General features: G+C 27.9%; 13 protein-coding genes and 1 pseudogene. 10 read left to right on the top strand and 4 right to left on the bottom strand.

What is annotated here, in order from left to right:
• The first annotated feature begins 161 nt into the window (after window positions 1-161).
• The 4 genes and pseudogenes from map to B2S02_RS11650 all read left to right on the top strand — a co-directional run.
• Entirely contained in the window at window positions 162-1,028 is an 867-nt protein-coding gene (gene map / locus B2S02_RS11665) for a type I methionyl aminopeptidase (RefSeq protein WP_346849194.1), read from the top strand.
• A gap of 211 nt (window positions 1,029-1,239) precedes the next feature.
• Window positions 1,240-6,633 carry a diguanylate cyclase gene (locus B2S02_RS11660; protein ID WP_346920736.1) on the top strand — a complete coding sequence of 1,798 codons (5,394 nt, stop codon included), beginning with the start codon at window positions 1,240-1,242 and terminating at the stop codon, window positions 6,631-6,633.
• 269 nt (window positions 6,634-6,902) lie between these two features.
• Window positions 6,903-9,830 (top strand): insulinase family protein, encoded by a 2,928-nt coding sequence (locus tag B2S02_RS11655; protein ID WP_346920735.1) that lies wholly within the window; start codon window positions 6,903-6,905, stop codon window positions 9,828-9,830.
• Between the two features lie 59 nt (window positions 9,831-9,889).
• A pseudogene (locus B2S02_RS11650) lies at window positions 9,890-10,405 on the top strand (nicotinamide-nucleotide amidohydrolase family protein); the annotation flags it as partial.
• A gap of 32 nt (window positions 10,406-10,437) precedes the next feature.
• Here the strand turns inward: B2S02_RS11650 and B2S02_RS11645 are convergent.
• The 4 genes from B2S02_RS11645 to B2S02_RS11630 form a co-directional block, all read right to left on the bottom strand.
• Window positions 10,438-11,709, bottom strand: coding sequence for a S8 family serine peptidase (locus B2S02_RS11645; protein WP_346920734.1), 1,272 nt, complete (start codon window positions 11,707-11,709; stop codon window positions 10,438-10,440).
• Window positions 11,710-11,853: 144 nt separating this feature from the next.
• The gene (locus tag B2S02_RS11640) at window positions 11,854-12,744 is read right to left on the bottom strand and encodes a selenium metabolism-associated LysR family transcriptional regulator (RefSeq protein ID WP_346876266.1); all 891 of its coding nucleotides are present in this window, start codon (window positions 12,742-12,744) and stop codon (window positions 11,854-11,856) included.
• A gap of 112 nt (window positions 12,745-12,856) precedes the next feature.
• Window positions 12,857-13,288, bottom strand: a complete 432-nt coding sequence (locus B2S02_RS11635; protein WP_346849199.1) for a DMT family transporter — start codon at window positions 13,286-13,288, stop codon at window positions 12,857-12,859.
• A 133-nt stretch (window positions 13,289-13,421) separates the two neighbouring features.
• Window positions 13,422-13,970, bottom strand: coding sequence for a hypothetical protein (locus tag B2S02_RS11630; RefSeq protein ID WP_035134591.1), 549 nt, complete (start codon window positions 13,968-13,970; stop codon window positions 13,422-13,424).
• A gap of 340 nt (window positions 13,971-14,310) precedes the next feature.
• Between B2S02_RS11630 and B2S02_RS11625 the strand changes: the two genes are divergently transcribed.
• From B2S02_RS11625 to B2S02_RS11600, 6 genes are all read left to right on the top strand, one after another.
• A complete protein-coding gene (locus B2S02_RS11625) occupies window positions 14,311-15,567 on the top strand; it encodes a UDP-N-acetylglucosamine 1-carboxyvinyltransferase (RefSeq protein ID WP_346920733.1) in 1,257 nt (418 codons plus the stop codon).
• Window positions 15,568-15,607: 40 nt separating this feature from the next.
• Window positions 15,608-16,393: an MBL fold metallo-hydrolase gene (locus B2S02_RS11620; RefSeq protein WP_346876267.1), complete on the top strand. Its 786-nt coding sequence runs from the start codon at window positions 15,608-15,610 to the stop codon at window positions 16,391-16,393.
• Between the two features lie 141 nt (window positions 16,394-16,534).
• Window positions 16,535-17,125: a GerMN domain-containing protein gene (locus B2S02_RS11615; protein WP_346920732.1), complete on the top strand. Its 591-nt coding sequence runs from the start codon at window positions 16,535-16,537 to the stop codon at window positions 17,123-17,125.
• A gap of 83 nt (window positions 17,126-17,208) precedes the next feature.
• A complete protein-coding gene (locus B2S02_RS11610; RefSeq protein ID WP_346920731.1) occupies window positions 17,209-17,706 on the top strand; it encodes an SEC-C metal-binding domain-containing protein in 498 nt (165 codons plus the stop codon).
• A 124-nt stretch (window positions 17,707-17,830) separates the two neighbouring features.
• On the top strand, window positions 17,831-18,472 hold the full coding sequence (locus B2S02_RS11605; protein ID WP_346920730.1) for a lactate utilization protein: 642 nt from the start codon (window positions 17,831-17,833) through the stop codon (window positions 18,470-18,472).
• A gap of 302 nt (window positions 18,473-18,774) precedes the next feature.
• A complete protein-coding gene (locus B2S02_RS11600; protein ID WP_346920729.1) occupies window positions 18,775-20,109 on the top strand; it encodes an FAD-dependent oxidoreductase in 1,335 nt (444 codons plus the stop codon).
• The last annotated feature ends 21 nt before the right edge of the window (window positions 20,110-20,130 follow it).

Below are 20,130 nucleotides of genomic sequence, written 5' to 3'. Positions count from 1 at the left end.
AGATGTATTTCTACAAAACTTTTTTATTATTATTTACTATTAAAATATGGTAAGAAGGAATAAGTGGTATAATAGAAGTAAAACATATAGTATATAAAATAGAGTAATTTTGTAATAGATTTATATATGAATGTAAGAGGTTAATTATGATGGAGGTTAATATGGATAAATTAAATAGAAATGATAGTTGTTGGTGTGGAAGTGGATTAAAATACAAAAAGTGTCATATGGAGCAAGATAAGTATTTAGAAAAGTTAAGTGAACAGTATGGATATAAAATACCAAGAGAAATTATAAAATCTCAAAAGGATATAGATGGAATAAGAAAAAGTTGTGCTCTAACTAAAGATATACTAGATATGGTAGAAGAAAAAATAACAGTAGGAATATCTACAGAAGAAGTAAATAGATGGGTCCATGAATATACAGTATCCCATGGAGCATATCCAGCACCTTTGGGATATCATGGTTTTCCTAAGAGCACCTGTGTATCTATAAATAGTGTGGTTTGTCATGGTATACCAGACGAAGAAACTATAATAAAAGATGGTGATATAGTTAATGTTGATGTAACTTGTATTCTAGATGGTTATTATGGTGATTCAAATAGAACATTTCTCATGGGAAATGTTAGTGATAAAGCAAAAGATTTGGTACAAACTGCTAAAGAGTGCTTAAAGGTAGGAATAGAGCAAATAAAACCTTTTAATACTTTAGGAGACATAGGATTTGCTATAAATCAGCTTGCAACTAGCAAAGGATATTCTGTAGTTTATGATTATGGTGGTCATGGTGTAGGTAATGAATTTCATGAAGAACCTTTTGTACCTCATATAGGACAAAAAGGCGAAGGGATGATTCTCTTACCAGGAATGACATTTACAGTAGAACCAATGATAAATGAAGGGGTACCGGAAACTGTTGTGTTAGATGATAACTGGACTGCCGTTACAGAAGATAACAAGTTATCTGCTCAGTGGGAACACACCATACTGGTTACTGAAGATGGTTATGAAATATTAACTTAATTTATATTTGTATACAATAGGATTAAAATTTAATATTAAATTGAAGATATTTGTCTAAAAATACAAGAAATTATTTTGTCATTAAGAAAATGTATAAGTACATTATTATGGTGCTGTATGGTATAATATGTAATAAAGATAGATAGTTGGGAGTTATTTAACAATAATCTACATTAAACTTAATATTATTTTAATTAGGTAGGTACTAAATATGAAGATAATTAATGAAAGATATAAAATAGTGGAATTATTAAACCAAAATAGAATTTATTCTGTATATGAAGCCATAGACATAAATAATAACATGTCTATGGTAAACATTTATGTTGTAAATAATTCTAATATAGAAAATAAAATAATTAATTATTGTATATCTGAATATGAAAAAATACCCACTATAAAAAATGATGTTATAAGAATTTTAGATTTTGGTGTAGTAAACAGTGTAGATAACAAAGATAAGATGGATAATTATTATTACACTACAGAAGTATATAGTGATTACAAGTTATTGCTAGATGCTGTAGAAGGCATTTCTGAAGAAATATTAATTAAAGTATTTTTAGAAATATGTGTAGTAGCACATAATCAAAGTTACAATTATATGAAAGTAGTTCCATTTAGTGATGACAATATATATGTAAGTTTAGATTTTAAAGTTAAATTAAAAGATAAATTAACCGCACTTTTACAATCAAGAGAAACAGGCATAGCTAGTTATTCAGAAGACATAGAAGAGGTTACTTCTAATAAATTTAAAGAAGAAAGATACTATATAAATAGATTATGTGAAATATTAATTAATATTTCATTAAAAAATAAAGGAAGATATAGAGATTCTAAAACTTGTAAAATAATTACAAAACACATGGGAAGTAATGAAGGACAAGAATATAAAGAGTTGTTTGGAGTAAAACTATATAATTTAATAGATAAACTATGTAGTAGTAGAGATAACTCAATAAATAGTATTTTTGATATTATTAAACAAGTTAATTCCATATATAACATGAACTTTAAATATGAAGTTAGTAGTGAAAAAAGAGAATTAAATTTTAATATCCCATTAATAGGTAGAGATGAAGAGCTAAAAATGATTATGGAGTCCATAAATCATATAGTTAAATATCATGAAACTAAAAATATTATATTAATTCATGGTGAAATTGGAATAGGTAAGACTCGGTTATTAAAACACATAAAATACATTATGAATGTTAAAGAAAATAAAAGACTTAGATGTTTTTATATGAAAAGTAATAAAGAAGAATCTACAAAGGTTACTATTGCACAGTTATTAAGAAAAATAGTGAGTATTGCAGATAAAAATTTAATTAGCAAATATAAGAAAGAAATAATGCTGCTAGCTCCAGACATTTATGGAGATAATAATAATGAAAATTTGGGATATTTTAAGCTAGAAAATAAAGAAAGACTTATACTTATAGCTAAGATATCATCATTTTTACAAGAGTATTACTATGATAATCCAGGGGTAATTATTATAGATGATATGAATATGTATGATACATTAACACTAAATTTAATTCAATATATGTTGAACAAAACCTATTTTAGGACTAATGTGCTTATTATTATTGGATATAGGGATGGTGATTGCCTTAATAACAATAATTTTACACAGTTTATTGAATACATTGCAGATAAAGTTGCGTTAAATGTTCACCTTAGATCATTAACAGAGAGCAATTCTGCAAAGATGCTAAGAAATATATTAAATATTGAGAAGATATCTGATGAATTTATAAGTAGATTTTATAAATATTCAATGGGAAATCCATTATTCATTGAAGAGTCCTTAAAGGATTTATGTAATAGAGAAATCATATATTTAAACGAAGAAAATGGTAGATGGTATAAGCCTGATAACCATGATATGTATATGCCAGTGAATATGGAAAAGGTCTGTGAAGCCCAATTAAAAGATGTAGACAAACTATCCTATGAAATTTTATATATAATTTCATTCTTTTATACACCAATGCCAGTAAGAGTATTAAAAGATGTACTTACAACAAATGAAAGTGATGTAGATAATGTAGTTGATCAGTTGGTAGCTAAGGGTATATTATATAGTTCCATAGGCGATAATGGATTTGTGTATACCTTTTATAATAAATTTTTAAGAAGTTATCTATACAAGGATGTAGATCAATCTATAAAAAAAGATACTCATAGAAAAATAGTAGTAGTACTTGAACGATATTGCTATGATGAATTAAATATCTATATAGAAGAACTTATCTATCATCTTGAGATTTTAGGGCTTAGTAGAAAACTTATATACTACTATAAGAAGAACGAGCAGAGATTAGAGAATATAAACAGTGTGAATGAAGCTATAAGACATAGTTTTAAGATTCTTCAAATCATTGATAAGTTTCAAAATAGAGATGAATTTATTAATGATGAAATAGAAACTAATATGAATTTAGGTAAGTTATACAATAGTATATCTGAAAAAAGTGTAGCATTAGAATATTATATTAAAGCTCAAGAACTATGTAAGTTTCAAGATAAGATAATTACTAATATAGATATTATGGTAGAAATGATCTGGATATACATAGATTTGTGTATGGAAGAAGAGATTGAGCACTATACTAAGAAAATATCAAAAGCACTAGAAAATGTAGATTATTTAAAAGGTACTATAGAATACTTAAGAATAATAGTAAGAAATTCATATAATACTGGAAAGTATGAGAAGATTAAAGATGTATGTAAGGAAGGAATAAGCCTTTGTAAAGAAGAGCATATGGATTATAAAGTTGGTTTCTATAATAGCTATTGTAATGCACTGATTGCCCAATGTAAGGAAGAAGAAGCTTTAAAGATATTAAAAGGAACAGTTACTGAATGTTATGAAAAGAACTATACTAAGGCACTACCTAGAATATATAATAGCATTGGAGTTATATATGGTGATTATTATCAATATGGTGATGAAGCACTGAGTTGGTTTGATAGGCTTTATGAAATAAGTAAGCTTGAACAAAACAAGTTTTATGAAGTAATAGCTTTATCTAATATGGGATTTTTTAGTTATGTTTTAGTAAATTATGATGAAGCATATAGGTGTTTAAATAAGGCCTCTAATATAGCTACTCAAAATGAATTAATATATATGAATTTTTATAATTATGTATATATGGCATCTACATTATATAAACAAGGAAAGTATTCTGAATGTTTTAGATATATAGATATATGCAACAAATATATAGAAAGAAATTCAATTTTTGAGCAAGAGTTAGTTCCATACTATATATTGGAATATTATATGAATTCCTTAATTGGTAATAGACAAAAAGCTATGGATTATTTATTAGAAGGTAAAAAGGCTTTTGATAATACGAATTCTTTAATGAAATATAAAATGGAGCTACTTTGTATTATAAACAAGATACTCTTAGAGAGAAAAATGAAAAGTATAGAAGATGTAATTGAAGCTAGTGAAAAGATATTATATGTAGATTTAAGGGTGTCAATGTTATCCGATGGAGTTTTACAACTTTTAAATCAAGACTTAAATAGTGTAGCTACAGAAATATTTTATTACATTAAAAAGTTTGAACATGAAATAAAGTCTGATCTTAATAAATTGACTTTAATATATATTGAAGCTGTTATAGATAAATGTATGCCTATAGATGCCTTAGAAGAGGCATTAGCTCAATATAAGGATATTAAAAATTCTAATTTATCCTGGAAAATATATTATAAAATAGGATATACCTATTATGAGAATGGAGATAGGGCTAAAGCAGCGTTATATATTTCAGAGGCCTGTGATATAATACAGGATATATTATTGCAAATTCCTAAGAACTATAGAAAATATTTTTTACAGAATCAAGGAAACATGGTGGATTGCTTTCGAATATTATTGCAAATAAAAAGTTACTATAATCAAAGAAAAGGAATAAAGTTAGACCCAATAAATATTAATACAACAGAAAATATTGAAGATTTATTTCAAATTATATTAGAGAGTGATTTTGTAAATGAAGAATTTATAAAATCCTTAAAGGATTCATCTAAGGATTATCTTACAGATATTGATAGTATTGAGGACTTACTAAATAACTTATGTGGAAATAGTCAAGAAAGTATGGACATCATATGCAAATATATAAGTTATATTAGTTTAGCAACGAAAACTAATATAATAATAGAGAATAATAATAGATTTTCTGTAGTGTCAAGTGATGGAAATGATGTAGAACTCCCAAATGATATGTCTATAGTTAACATAGCTAGAAATAAGGGAATACCTATTAGGTTAAGTAGAAAAGTTATTTGTGATGCCAATGGGAATATACTAAGTTATGATATCGAAAATGATATAAAAGCAGCTATGTGTATACCAATAACTCAAATTTCTAAAAACAGTAGAGGTATGAGTAAATATGATTATAATCATGATGTGTTAGGATATGTATATGTGGAAAGTAAAAGGAAATTAAATAACATAAATGAGGAGACAATGCACCAGTGTGTAACTATAGGTAAAATCTTGTATATGATAATTGATAAACTTAATATAAAAAGAAATTCTACTATAGACAAGTTGACTAAGACATTAACAAGAAGGTATTTAGAATCATTTATTCATGAACAGATAGACAGATCTTTTAATTTTAATTCTGAATTTTCAACTATAATGGTAGATATAGATAAATTTAAAACCATTAATGATACTTTTGGACATAGGATGGGTGACCAAGTATTAAGTAAGATATGTGAAGTAATTATAAAAAATATTAGACAAGATGATGCAGTAGGAAGATATGGTGGAGAAGAATTTATTATTGTATTACCTAATACAGGTATAGAGGAAGCTAAGAGTATAGCTGAAAGAATTAGAGTGAAAATTTATCAGGCAAAAGTTATGGGAGATAAAAGAGTAGTAACTGTAAGTTTAGGCGTAGCTAATTATCCTAATCATACGACTACCTATGAAGAGCTTATTGAAAAAACGGACCAAGCTTTATATGCAGCTAAAAATAGTGGTCGTAATGCTACTAGAGTATGGGAAGAATCCTATGGTTCTAAAATAAGTACTACAAATAAATTAAGTGGTATATTTGTAGGTAGTGAAAATCAAGACTATAAGAATGTCTCAACTTTAATTGAATTCATAGATTTAATTAATTCAGAGGGAAATGTAGATGAAAAAATTGCCATCACAATTAATAGAATTACAGAAATTGTTGAAGCAGATTCATGTACCTTGTTTACTATAAAACAAGGGGAATTAGTCAATAGATACTCTAAAATTATAGATGAAACACGCAATGAATTTGATGAAATACGTAAATACAATAAGATTAGGGCTACAATAAATTCAGGAGAAAATATTTGTGGAGTAGATTGGGATTGCATAGATGAATATGATGAAATTAAAAACATTCCTGATTTAAAATCTAATATTATAGTTTTATTAAAAGACAAAATAAATATAATTGGAGTAATATACTTAACAGCATCAATTAATCATAAGGAGTTTACTTATGATGAATTAAATTTTATTAATACCTTAGGTAAAATAATTGTTCCAATCCTAAAAGAATATCAATAATATTAAATTTATAGGTATGAAATTAGAGAGCTAGTTTCATACCTTTTATCATAAATAGGTAATTAATAAAAACTTAAAAGTATATATTTTTATATATAGTATATATAAGATATAATTTAAGTAGTAGGTATAGCGCTTTTCCATAGGGAAAGGTACTTATAAGTTATTTAAAATTTATATTAAAATATAATAATGAATATTAAAGTTTGGGAGATAAATAATAATAGTACTATTAAAAGATAAAATAATAAAATAGCAGGAGGAGAAAGATGAATTATAATTTAGGAAAAATATATCATGGATTTAAGTTTCATAGAGAAGAAAAGGTTGAAGAAATAAATTCTATAGCTAGAGTTTTTATACATGAAAAAACAGGGGCAAAATTATTACATCTGGAAAATGATGATTCTAACAAAGTATTTGCAATAGGGTTTAAAACACCACCAAGCGATGATACTGGAGTTGCTCATATATTAGAACATAGTGTATTATGTGGTTCACGCAAATTTCCTACAAAAGAGCCCTTTGTAGAACTTATAAAAGGATCATTAAACACGTTTCTAAATGCTATGACCTTTAGTGATAAAACTATATATCCACTAGCAAGTAAAAATGAAAAAGACTTTTTTAATTTAATGGATGTATATTTAGATGCAGTGTTTTATCCTAATATATATAATACAAAGAAAATTTTAATGCAAGAAGGTTGGCATTATGAATTAGAAAATGCTGAAGATGAGCTAACTTATAAGGGTGTAGTTTATAATGAAATGAAAGGAGCATTTTCATCACCAGATGGAGTGTTAATGAGAGGAATTCAAAAATCTTTATTTGAACATAATACCTATGGATTTGAATCAGGTGGAGATCCAGAATTCATACCAGATTTAACTGAAGAGGAGTTTTTAGGATTTCATAGTAAATACTATCATCCATCTAACAGCTATATATTCTTATATGGAGACGGAAACTTAGATGAAAGATTAGCATTTATTAATGACAATTACTTAAACAATTTTGAAAAAAAGGATATTGATGCTGAAATATTACCAGAGAAGCCTTTTAAAGAAATGAAGGAGGTTGTAACAGAATACTCTATTTCTAATGAAGATAATGAAGATGAAAAAACTTTCATGGCATTAAACTTTGTTACTGGAGAATGTACTAATGATGAATTATATATTAGTCTAAGTGTTTTGGAATATCTTTTATTAGAAACTCAAGGAGCTCCATTAAAACAAGCAATCCTTGATGCTAACCTAGGAAAGGATGTATATGGAAGTTTTGATAATGGGATTTTACAACCGGTATTTAGTATAGTACTTAAAAATAGTGATGCAAATAAAAAAGAAAAATTTAAGAATGTAGTGTTTGATACATTAAAATCGTTGGTTAAAAATGGAATTGATAAAAAATTAATAGAAGCATGCATAAACATTACAGAATTTAAGTTAAGAGAAGCAGATTTTCAGGGCATGCCTAAAGGGTTATTCTATTATATGACAGCTATGGATAGCTGGCTACATGATGAAGATCCGTTAATTCACTTAAAATATGAAAAAAATATGGAAAAAATAAAGAAAGCACTAACTTCAAATTATTTTGAGCAATTAATTGAAAAATATATATTAAACAATAATCATAGCTCATTAATAGTGTTAGCGCCTAAAAGGGGGTTAGCAGATAAAAAGGATAAAAAATTAAGAACTGGATTAATGGAATATAAAGAAAATCTGTCTGTTGAGGAAATACAAGACATAATTAATGAAACAAAGTCTTTAATAAATAGACAAAATACTCCTGATCCAGAGGAAATATTAGAAACAATACCAGTATTATCTATAGATGATATAGACCAGAAAGTTGAAGAATTGAGTGTTATAGAGGAGGATGCTTCCGGAGTGAAGCTACTTCATCATGATGCATTTACAAGTAAAATTGCTTACTTAGATTTTATGTTTGATAGCAGAACCATAGCACAAGAAGATATTTCCTATCTAAGTCTATTAACCACACTACTAGGTAAAATTAATACTAAAACCTATAGTTATGTAGATTTATCTAATGAAATACTAATTAATACAGGTGGAATATATTTTAAAAATGAAGTATATGGCGATAGTAAAGATGTCCTTAGATATAGTACTTATCTTGAAGGACATTGTAGTGTAGTAGTAGATAGAGTTCCAAGAGCTTTAGAAATATTGGCAGATATAATTAAGAATACATCCTTTGAAGATAAAAAGAGAATAAGAGAACTTATAAGAGTTCTAATATCAAGAATAGAAATGAAGCTTATGGATAGAGGACATCAAGTTGCAACTACAAGATTAGGAGCTTATTTCTCTCCTGCTTATGAATATATAGAAAAAACTTCAGGATATGAGTATTATAAATTCTTAAAGGAGATAGAAAATAACTTTGATGATAGAATAGATAGTGTTATTTTGAAATTTCAAGCTATAATGAATAAGGTATTTAATAAAAATAGTTTAATAGTGGCAGTAACTGGTAAAGATGAAGAAGTTAGTGCTGTAAAGAAGAATGTTTCAGAGATATTAGAAGTATTATCTGATGAAGAAGTACAAATTAATAAGTATAGCTTCCATGAAGAAAACAAAAATGAAGGAATGCTTACTCCATCTAATGTTCAATATGTGGCAAAGGGATATAATTATAAAAAATTAGGATATGAGTACACAGGAAAGTTATTAGTGCTAAAAACTATAATTGGCATGGATTATCTATGGAATAAAGTTAGAGTACAGGGTGGAGCTTATGGAGCTTTTGCTAATATAGTGAGAAGTGGTAATTTTATGTTTGCTAGTTATAGAGACCCTAATATAAAAGAGACCTTAAAGACTTATGATAATGCAGCTAAATACTTGGATAATTTTACAACTACAGATAGAGAGATGCTAAAATACATTATAGGAACTATAAGTGAACTAGATATGCAATTAACTCCATCCATGGCAGGAGATGCAGCAGTTAGCTATTATATAAGAAGAATATCTAAGGTGGATAGACAGCAAGAAAGAAAAGAAGTGTTATCTACTACAGTTAAGGATATTAATAACTTCTCAAAATTAGTAGCAGATGTTATGAAGATGAATTATATAGTGGTTCTTGGTAATGATGGTAAGATTAAAGAAAATAAAGATGTATTTAAAAACTTAGAAAATGTGTTTAACTAAGGGGGGAGAAATTTAATCAGAAGTTATAATTTACTTATGAATTCTGATTAAGATTAACTATGATAAATGATAGTATATATGGAGAAGGAGAGATCGCTCTAGAAGATGCAATAGGAGAAATGTTAGTTAATAAGGGTTTAACTATTTCTACTGCAGAATCATGTACAGGAGGAATGGTTGCAGCAAGATTAATTAACTATCCTGGTATATCAAAAAGTTTACTTGAAGGAGTAGTAACCTATAGTAATGAAGCTAAAATCAATAGAATTAACGTAAAAAGAGAAACTTTTGAGAAATTTGGAGCTGTTAGCCATCAGGTAGCAGCTCAAATGGCTGAAGGAATAGCGAAGACTTCAGGAGCTGATATAGGAATATCAACTACAGGAGTAGCAGGTCCAGGTGGAGGAACTGCTGAGAAACCAGTAGGAAGAGTATATATAGGATTATATTATAAAGGCAAGGTTACAACAAAAGAATTAAACCTTTCTGGAGATAGGCAAGAAATAAGAGAAAAATCTACTATAAATATTTTAGATATGTTAAGAAATGAATTATTAAATGATAAATTAATATAAAAAAGTAAAGCACCCATGTAAATGAGGGTGCTTTACTTTTTATGTTTATGCTTATTTTTATTATCCTTATTAATTAAAATAGAAGACAAATCAGTACCAATTAAGTTGTTAATATTTATATATCCATTACCTTGTTTATATTTTTTATCATTTATCAAGGTTGAATTTATTCTCAATAAAGTATATATATCATCAAAGGTAAACTCGTTGTTTATTTCAAATAATAGTGCACAGATACCTGCTATAAAAGCACAGGATATAGAGGTTCCACTACGAATAGTATAAGGGGAAGTAAGAGTCGGGGGATATATTTTTTCACCATCTTTCTCAGATATATAATTACAGTCAGTGTTTAAAGATATAATATCATCACTGGCAGCAACAAAATCAGGTTTTTTTAATATTTTATTAGAGCCGCAACAGGAATAATCACTTATTTTATAAGTAGAATTTGTATCTATTCCACCTATTGTAAGCACTTTATCAGATAGAGCAATACCTTTTATAGTATCTTCTTTATCTTCATTATTACCAGCAGGTACAACTATTATTATGTTTTTATTTCTAAGTATAGTAAAAATTTTATCATATAGAGATAAAATAAACTTATTTAAAGTAGTTATTTCAAAAGGTGCACATACTATTTTTATATTAAATTCATCAATACTATTATATAAACATTCCAAAGCAAATAAAGTAGCTGAAATATACCCTTTACCAAGCTTATTAAAGGCTTTTACCATAACTAAATGGCTATTAACAGCAATGCCATGCTGTTTTACTTTTTTATTTGTACCTTCTCCACATATTAATCCAGAAATAAAAGTCCCATGACCATTGTCATCATAAGGGTATGTTGAACCATTAATTATATCAATAAATTTTTTTACTTTATTTGATGGGGTAGATAAATCTATATGTGGATACACGCCGCTATCAATAATACCAATACCTATGCCTTTACCGGAAACCTCTTTATTTTTTAACACTTCAAATCTTTTATTGTCTAAAAAAATTCCATTGGCATGAAGGATATTTTTGTTGCATAAAAATGCTATGTCGTCAATGCATATATATTTGACTTCCGGAAGCTCTATAATTCTTTTAATAGCTCTTTTGGTAGCAAGTACACATAAACAATGCAAGGATTTAATATTATACAAGACTTCACCTTTTGAGGATTTAATGTTTTTCTCTATTGAATTTTTAATGCTACCATATTTAATTATTATTCTATATCTATTATAAATATCATTATCCATCACATTTTTGAGAGTTGGATCAAGTTTTTTATTAAAAAGCATAAAATACTCCTTATATACTTATTACACTTATTAGTATATGTAAACTAGGAGTATTTGTTAAAGCTTTTATTTATTATAAAAATAAAAGCTAAGATTAAGAATTTTTATATTCTAATCTTAGCTTTTAAAGCTTTGTAAATTTTATTATAAATTATATATGTTCTTACACATAGAGAAAAATGCTCTTGCAATAGGAGTAAGAGTTCTTTTAGAACTTACTATTAAGAAAAGATCTCTTCTTAAGTCTACATTTTCTACTCGACTTATACACATGTTACCACTAATAAAGCCATCATCACATAGGCTTTTACTAATTATAGAAATTCCTAATCCTAGATTAATAAGTTTAAGTTGAGCATGTACACTATTTACCTCACAAAGAACTTTTAATTTCTTAGGATCTATTTTGTTAGCATGAAGCTGAGCTTCTAAAGTATGTCGAGTGGCAGATTCTTTTTCTCTTATTATAAAAGGATATTTTATTAAATCATCAATAGAAATAGTTTCAGGTAAATTTAATTTAGGATTAGAAACAATAACAAGTTCATCTTCCATTATCTTATAACTATTTATTTTTGAATTATCTATGATTGTACCAACTAAACCAATTTCACATTTAAGATCTATAATATCTTTAATTATAGATACAGAACCTTGTTCTTTAATGTTAAATTTAACGTTTGAGTAGAGTTCACTAAAGGTTGAAACAAGAGTAGGTAGTAAGGAATTGCATGGAGTAGTGCTAGCAGCAATGTTTAAGACACCAGTAATATTATTATTGAAGTTAGATAGATCGGTGATAGCATTATTCCTTAAATTTATAATATCATTAGCATATTGTAGAAAAGATTCTCCTACAGGTGTAAGATTAACTTCCTTAGATGTTCTATCAAATAATTGAATATTAAGTTCTTTTTCTAAACTAGAAATATGAGAACTTATAGTAGGTTGAGATAGGTAAATAGCATTTGCAGCCTTAGAAAAACTTCTAAGTTTAGACACTGTAATAAATGCTTCTAATTGTTTAAAATCCATAGTCTACCTCCTATTAATAATAATTTAAGATTTAATAATTCGATTTATATGAAAAAAGATTTCTATTTGAGAACAGTTAAAACTCCTTACGAAAAAATAGAAAAGATAGAAGCTATCCTTTCCATTTAAAAACTATAATTCCAACTATCATTATGACAACACCGATGCATTCTCGTATTCCATATCCAGCTTCAGTAGAGCCAAACCAACCAAAATGATTGATAAGTGCAGCTGCAATAAGTTGGGCAATAAGAATAGTTGCTACAGCTATAGCCGGACCAAGACTAGACATACCCTTAATTACTGTAAACGTAATAACAGCACCCAATACTCCGGCCAAAAGGTAAAGTTTGTTAGCATCTTTTAAATTTCTAAAGGTACCGTCACCTGCAAAGAATAACACTATTAGGGCAGTTATAAGTGCAATAGCTTGGGTTAATACTGTGGTCTCCCATAGTCCAATTTTTTTTGAGAGTTCTGTATTAAATACACCTTGAACACTCATAGTTACCCCTGCAATTATTGAGAAAATTATACCCAACATAAAAACTTTCACCATCCTTTTAAAGATAGCTTACCCTAATATGGATATAATTATTTAAAATTTAAGGGGTATATCTTCGCTTAATTTTATTAATTATAAAGTTAAAATCATAGAAAAGAAATTGTTTTTAATATTAAAACTCTTTTAAATCATAACTTTTAACTAAGGTATCCCTTCTATTGTTGAGTTGTTTCCAAATCTCGATTTTATTTATCTTAGTAAAATTAAACAAATCAGTTTTATCTTTATTTTCATCTAAGGTAAATAAGTTATTTGAATAAGCCTTTCTAATTGCGTTGTTAGCATTAGAAATAGGCATGTTAAAATAGGATAGTGTTGAGAAATCTTTAACACTTATACCATGAGTATTAAACATGTCAAACATGCTTCTAGATATCTTGTTTATGTATCCTTTATCTTTAACTTTTAAGTTTACGGTATTAGATGTATCGTTAATGAAAATGTCATTATCAATTCCAACTTTAAATTTTTTATAAGGAGATAAAATTTTTGAGATTATCTCATCTAATTTATCAAGCTCTGTATTAGAGACAGAACCTAGAGGAATGTACAAATTAGATATGTTTTTATACAACTTATATTTCTTATTTAAAAATTTTTGGATAGATATAATGTCATCAACAGATTTATCATCCACCAATGCAACTAAATAATATTTCATTTTTTCCTCCCGAATGTAGATTTTTATTATAAAGTATTATATCATTATAAAATACTTTAACGCTACAATTAACAGTATTATAACATATAATAATAGGTTATAATAGACATATATAGTTAATTATATTTTTACTTTTATATGTATATAAAAATAAAAATTAAAAATTACACTTATAAATTTAAAATTTTTATTAAAATATACGAACATTGTGATATAATTATAATTATGAGATTTTAACATTTAAGAATTAAGTTTAATTGACATAGATATAGATAGACATGGAATTAAGTTAACATATGTAAAGTATGGACATTATATAAATAGTGAGGATGATACCTGTATGGAAAAATTAGTTATAAATGGAGGCAATCCATTATTTGGAAATGTAAATATTAATGGCGCAAAAAATGCAGCTGTAGCAATTTTACCAGCAGCAATTTTAGCATCTAAGGGAGTTTGTACAATAGAGAATGTTCCTAATATAGAAGATATAAATTGTTTAGAAATTATTTTAGAATATTTAGGATGTAAGGTAGAATCAAGTTGTAATTCAATAAAAATTGATAGCACAAATATAGTAACAACCAATGCTACAATCCCAGAAGTAAGGAATATGAGAGCATCCTATTACTTATTAGGATCATTATTATCTAGATTTAAAAAAGCTAGAGTAGAACTTCCAGGGGGCTGCCCTATTGGAGATAGACCAATAGATCAGCATATCAAAGGATTTGAAGCCTTAGGAGCTACAGTTACCATAGAACATGGTGCAGTAAATCTGGTTGCAGAAAAATTAGTTGGAACAACTATATATTTTGATGTAGTTAGCGTAGGAGCTACTATAAATATCATGCTTGCAGCAGTTCTTGCGGAAGGAACTACAGTTTTAGAGAATGCAGCAAAAGAACCACATGTAGTAGACGTGGCCAACTTCTTAAATACTATGGGGGCAAATGTAAAAGGTGCTGGAACGGATGTAATAAAGATTACTGGAGTAGAGGAACTTTCAGGATGTAATTATTCAGTTATACCAGATCAAATTGAAGCTGGAACCTTTATGATAGCAACAGCAGCTTGTGGTGGAGATGTTACATTAAATAATGTAATACCAAAACACTTAGAATCTATTTCAGCAAAGCTTTTGGAAATGGGTGTAGAAGTTATAGAAGATGAGGATAAAGTTATAGTTAGAAGTGGAAATAACCTTAAAGGTGTAAATATAAAGACTTTACCATATCCAGGATTTCCAACAGATGTACAACAGCCAATGAGTACTCTTTTAACTATAGCGCAAGGAAGAAGCATTGTAAATGAAAGTATATATGAATCAAGATTTAAGCATATAGATGAGTTAAAGAAGATGGGTGCAAATGTTAAAATAGAAGGTAGAATAGCTATAATAGATGGAGTTAAAAATTTATCTGGAGCTAATGTTAAAGCTACAGATTTAAGAGCAGGTGCAGCTTTAGTTATTGCAGGTCTTTCAGCCCAAGGAAAAACTGAAGTTGAAGGCATTGAGCATATAGATAGAGGATATTTGTATATAGAAGAAAAATTTAAAGCTTTAGGTGCAGATATTAGAAGAGTAAATATATAAGTTTTATATGTATTTTAGATACTAGATTGAGGAGATAATTATGAAATTTTGCCCATTATTTAGTGGTAGCAGTGGGAATAGTATATTTGTATCAGAAAACAATAGTAACATTCTAGTGGATGTGGGAATGCCAGGTAAGGCTATCGATAAAGAATTAGGGGACATAGGTATAAATCCTAATTCTATAGATGGTATATTTATTACTCATGAACATTCAGATCACATTAAGGGGGCCGGAGTATTTTCAAGGAAATACGATATTCCTATATATGCACCAAGTCTCACCTGGGAAGCCATGGATGGGAAAATTGGAAATATTAAGGAGAAAAATATAAAAATAATTGATGGTAAGTTTACTGAAATTAATGATTTGACCATAGAGAATTTTCCTATACCTCACGATGCAGTATGCCCTAGAGGTTATAGAGTACATGGCTCTAAAAAATCATGTTGTATAGCTACTGATTTAGGTCACTTTTCTATAGAAGTAAAAATGGCACTAGAAGATAGTGATATGATTTTAATAGAGAGTAATCATGATATAGAAATGGTTAAATTTGGACCATATCCATATCCATTAAAGCAAAGAATACTAAGTGCAAAAGGACATTTATCCAATGAAGATTGTGGTAAAGCTATAGTAGATATTTTAAAAGGAAATCATAAAACTATATACTTAGGGCATCTAAGTAAAACAAATAATTATCCGGAGCTTGCTTATGAAACTGTAGCAAGTGTATTAAGGGAAAACAATATTAGCGTAGAAAAAGATATAGAATTAAAAATGTGCAATAGAGATAGGCATAGTATATTATCAGAAATATAAACAGAGTTCTTAGCTTCTTTGAAGCTCTAGAAATCCTTATCCAGGGACGTAGCCACTCTTTACTCCCACTTTGAAGAAGATGGTAGTACTAGAGTGGGTAGTCATCGAATAAAAAGTTTGGTTAGTAATAGGAGGTGTAGAATGAAAAAGAATACCTTTAGTTTAGTATTAACAATAACAGTAGTTGTAATAGCACTAGTTGTAGGCGGAATTTACCTTACAAAAACTATGAGTATAAAGAAAGATAAGGCAAGTATAATAAGTAAAGAGAAACTTGAAAATACTAAAGGAGCTACAGAGGATGATGGCTATATTGATATAACTTTATACTTTGGAGGAGATGCTGAAAAGTCCGAACTTATAAAGGAAGAGAGACTAATTAATAGTGAGGATTTAATAGGTGAGATGATCATGCAAGAACTCATCAAAGGACCAGCTAAAGTTAGTGAAAAAAGCAAGCCTATTTTACCAAAGGAAACAAGGCTTTTAAGTTTTTCTATTAAGGATGGCATAGCAAATATTAATTTAAGCCCAGAAGCTATGTTTGAAATGTCTGAAGTTCAAGAAGTAACAATACTTAAGTCTATATCAAACTCTTTGAGTCAGCTGAAATCTGTGAGTAAAATAATGATTACAGTAAATAATCAAGGTGTTGAAAGTTTAGGTGGAAACTATAATATATCAAAACCATTTACTAAGGATGAAATAATTACTTTAAAAATACAGAAATAAGATATTATTGAAAGATAAATAAAAATTTATTATAATTAATAAAATAGATAAACAAATTTTGTTATAAAGAAGGAGAAAATAACATGAGCATATATAGCAATTGGACAAATTATGTTGTAGAGTATGTAAAAGAAAATGGAGAACCTGCATTTTGGAAAGAGTATGCAAAGGTTGAAAAATCAATATATACAAAAGCCTTAGCAATTGATGGCGGTGTTATTAGTGGAAAGTTCTCTGAATTAGTTAAAGAATTTGACGTTAATGAAATTTACTTTATGGGATTCTTAGATGGAATAAATGAAAGTATAGATAAAGAATTAGATCTTGAAGCTATAGAAAGTGATTCAGAAGTTAACTTCAAAATAGATTATGAAAAACTATACTTCAATATGCTTGATTCTAAAGCAGACTATCTTTATACATTATCACAATGGGATAGAATATTCTCACCAGAAAAAAGAAAAGAGATACAAAAAACTTGGAGAGAATCAAAAACAGTAATAAATGAAGTTAAAGTCGGTAGAAATGATGCATGTCCTTGTGGAAGTGGTAAAAAGTACAAGAAATGTTGTGGAAAATAATATAAACATTAGCCCTAGTGAATTTTTTATTCATTAGGGTTTTTTATATATGTATTATTGTAAGATATTCTATATACGGCTATGATATAATTAATTATATGATAAATTTACAGGGGGATTGTTTATGGATAAAAATATGAAATGGCTAAAGGAAAGTAGGGTTAATAGTACAATTAATTCACTTAAAAAGAATGGTATGAATGGCTATTTAGTAAATAGTCATGAAGAACTCATTGAGAAAATTAATGAACTTACCAATGATGGTGATACAGTAAGTTGTGGTGGTTCAATGAGCCTATTTGAAACTGGAGTTATTGATTATTTAAGAAGTGGAAAATATAATTTCCTAGACAGATATGAGGATGAGTTAAGTAAGGATGATTTGAAAAAATTATATAGAAACACTTTCTCCGCTGATGTATATTTTACTAGTACTAATGCAATTACAGAAAAAGGAGAGCTATACAATGTAGATGGCAATGGTAATAGGGTAGCGGCTATGTTATATGGTCCAGATAAAGTTATAATTATAGCAGGAGTAAATAAAATTGTAGAGAATATTGAAGAAGCCATTAAGAGAAATGAAAGAGTATCAGCACCTGCAAATTGCAAAAGATTAAATAGAGCTACTCCTTGTGTAAAGGTGGGCCATTGTATGGATTGTTCAAGTGAAGACAGAATTTGCAATGAATATGCTATAATAAGAAGACAGGGAAATAAGGATAGGATACATGTAATTTTCTTGAATGAGGAATTAGGATATTAATTAAAATAAGAATATTAGAGTAAGTGCTTTGGCAAAATAAGTTAGTTTAAAATATTTTGCTAAAGCACTTTTTTATAACTATATGAAAAATAATGAAAATTAAAGAAAGATTAAGAGAATGAAAGCTTATCTATCTATATATACTAATAGCATAGTTGAATAAATTGATATTTGAGGTAAAATATTATTAGATAATGATTGTTAAATAACAAACGTTGTTACGAGATTATAATTAAATAACTTTTAGAATATAATATAAGAATAAATTTTATTTAGGTGTAAATTATAGGAGGTCATGTATTATGAAAATTGCAGTAATAGGATGTACACACGCAGGAACAGCAGCGGTAGTAAATGCAAAACAACTTTACCCAGATAGTGAGATTACAGTTTATGAGAGAAATGATAATATATCTTTCCTTTCTTGTGGAATTGCTTTAAGTGTATCTAATGTAGTAAATGAACCAGAAAAATTATTTTATAATTCCCCAGAAAATTTAAATAACCTTGGTATAAACATGAGAATGAATTATGATGTAACTGATATTGATATGGATGAAAAAATAATCACAGCTACAAATTTAAAGACTGCCGATATAGTAAAAGAAAAATATGATAAATTAATTTTAACCTTGGGATCGTGGCCAATAGTTCCTAATTTTGAAGGAAGAAACCTAAAAAATATATTACTATGTAAAAATTATAGTCATGCAAAAACAATTATAGAGAAATCAGCTGATGCTAAGAATGTGACAGTTGTAGGAGCTGGATATATAGGAGTAGAACTTGCTGAAGCCTTTGAAATGAAAGGTAAAAATGTAACCCTAGTTGATGCAGAAGACAGAATAATGAGTAAGTATCTTGATAAAGAATTTACAGAAATAGCAGAGAATGAATTTAAAAACCGTGGAGTAAAACTAGCTTTAGGTGAAAAAGTTCAAAGGTTTGAAGGAGAAAATGGTATAGTATCTAAGGTAGTAACTGATAAAGGAAGTCATGAAGCAGATTTAGTAGTACTTTGCATAGGATTTATACCAAGTACAAGTTTAGTAAAAGGAAAATTAGACACTCTTCCAAATGGAGCAATAATAATAGATGAATATATGAGAACTAGTGTTAAAGATGTATTTGCAGCTGGAGATTGCTGTGTTGTAGAATATAATCCAGCAAGGGATAAGAGATATATTCCTCTTGCAACTAATGCTGTAAGAATGGGAACCTTAGTTGCTAAAAATCTAGTAAACCCAACTCTTAAGTATATGGGAACCCAAGGTACTTCAGGAATAAAGATATATGATAAATGTATAGCATCAACAGGTTTAACAGAAGAGGTTGCTAAGAAAACCACATCTATGGAGATTGACTCAGTAATGGTTAGTGAAAATCATAGACCAGAATTTATGCCAACCTATAAGGAAGCAACCATAAAGCTTGTTTATGACAAGGCTACAAGAAGAATTCTTGGAGGACAGATTATTTCTGACGAGGATTTAACTCAACACATGAATACCCTATCTGTTGTAATTCAAAATAACATGACAATAGAAGAACTGGCAATGACAGATTTCTTCTTCCAACCACACTTTAATAAACCATGGAGCTTATTAAATACTGTAGCTCTTAAAGCACTAAAGTAATATATAAGTTATATTATATAT

Source organism: Clostridium sp. UBA7339, assembly GCF_002470865.1.
Lineage (GTDB): Bacteria > Bacillota > Clostridia > Clostridiales > Clostridiaceae > Clostridium_J > Clostridium_J sulfidigenes.
The sequence above is the reverse complement of the archived record's forward strand: the minus strand, read 5'-3'. Positions and strand labels throughout refer to the sequence as shown.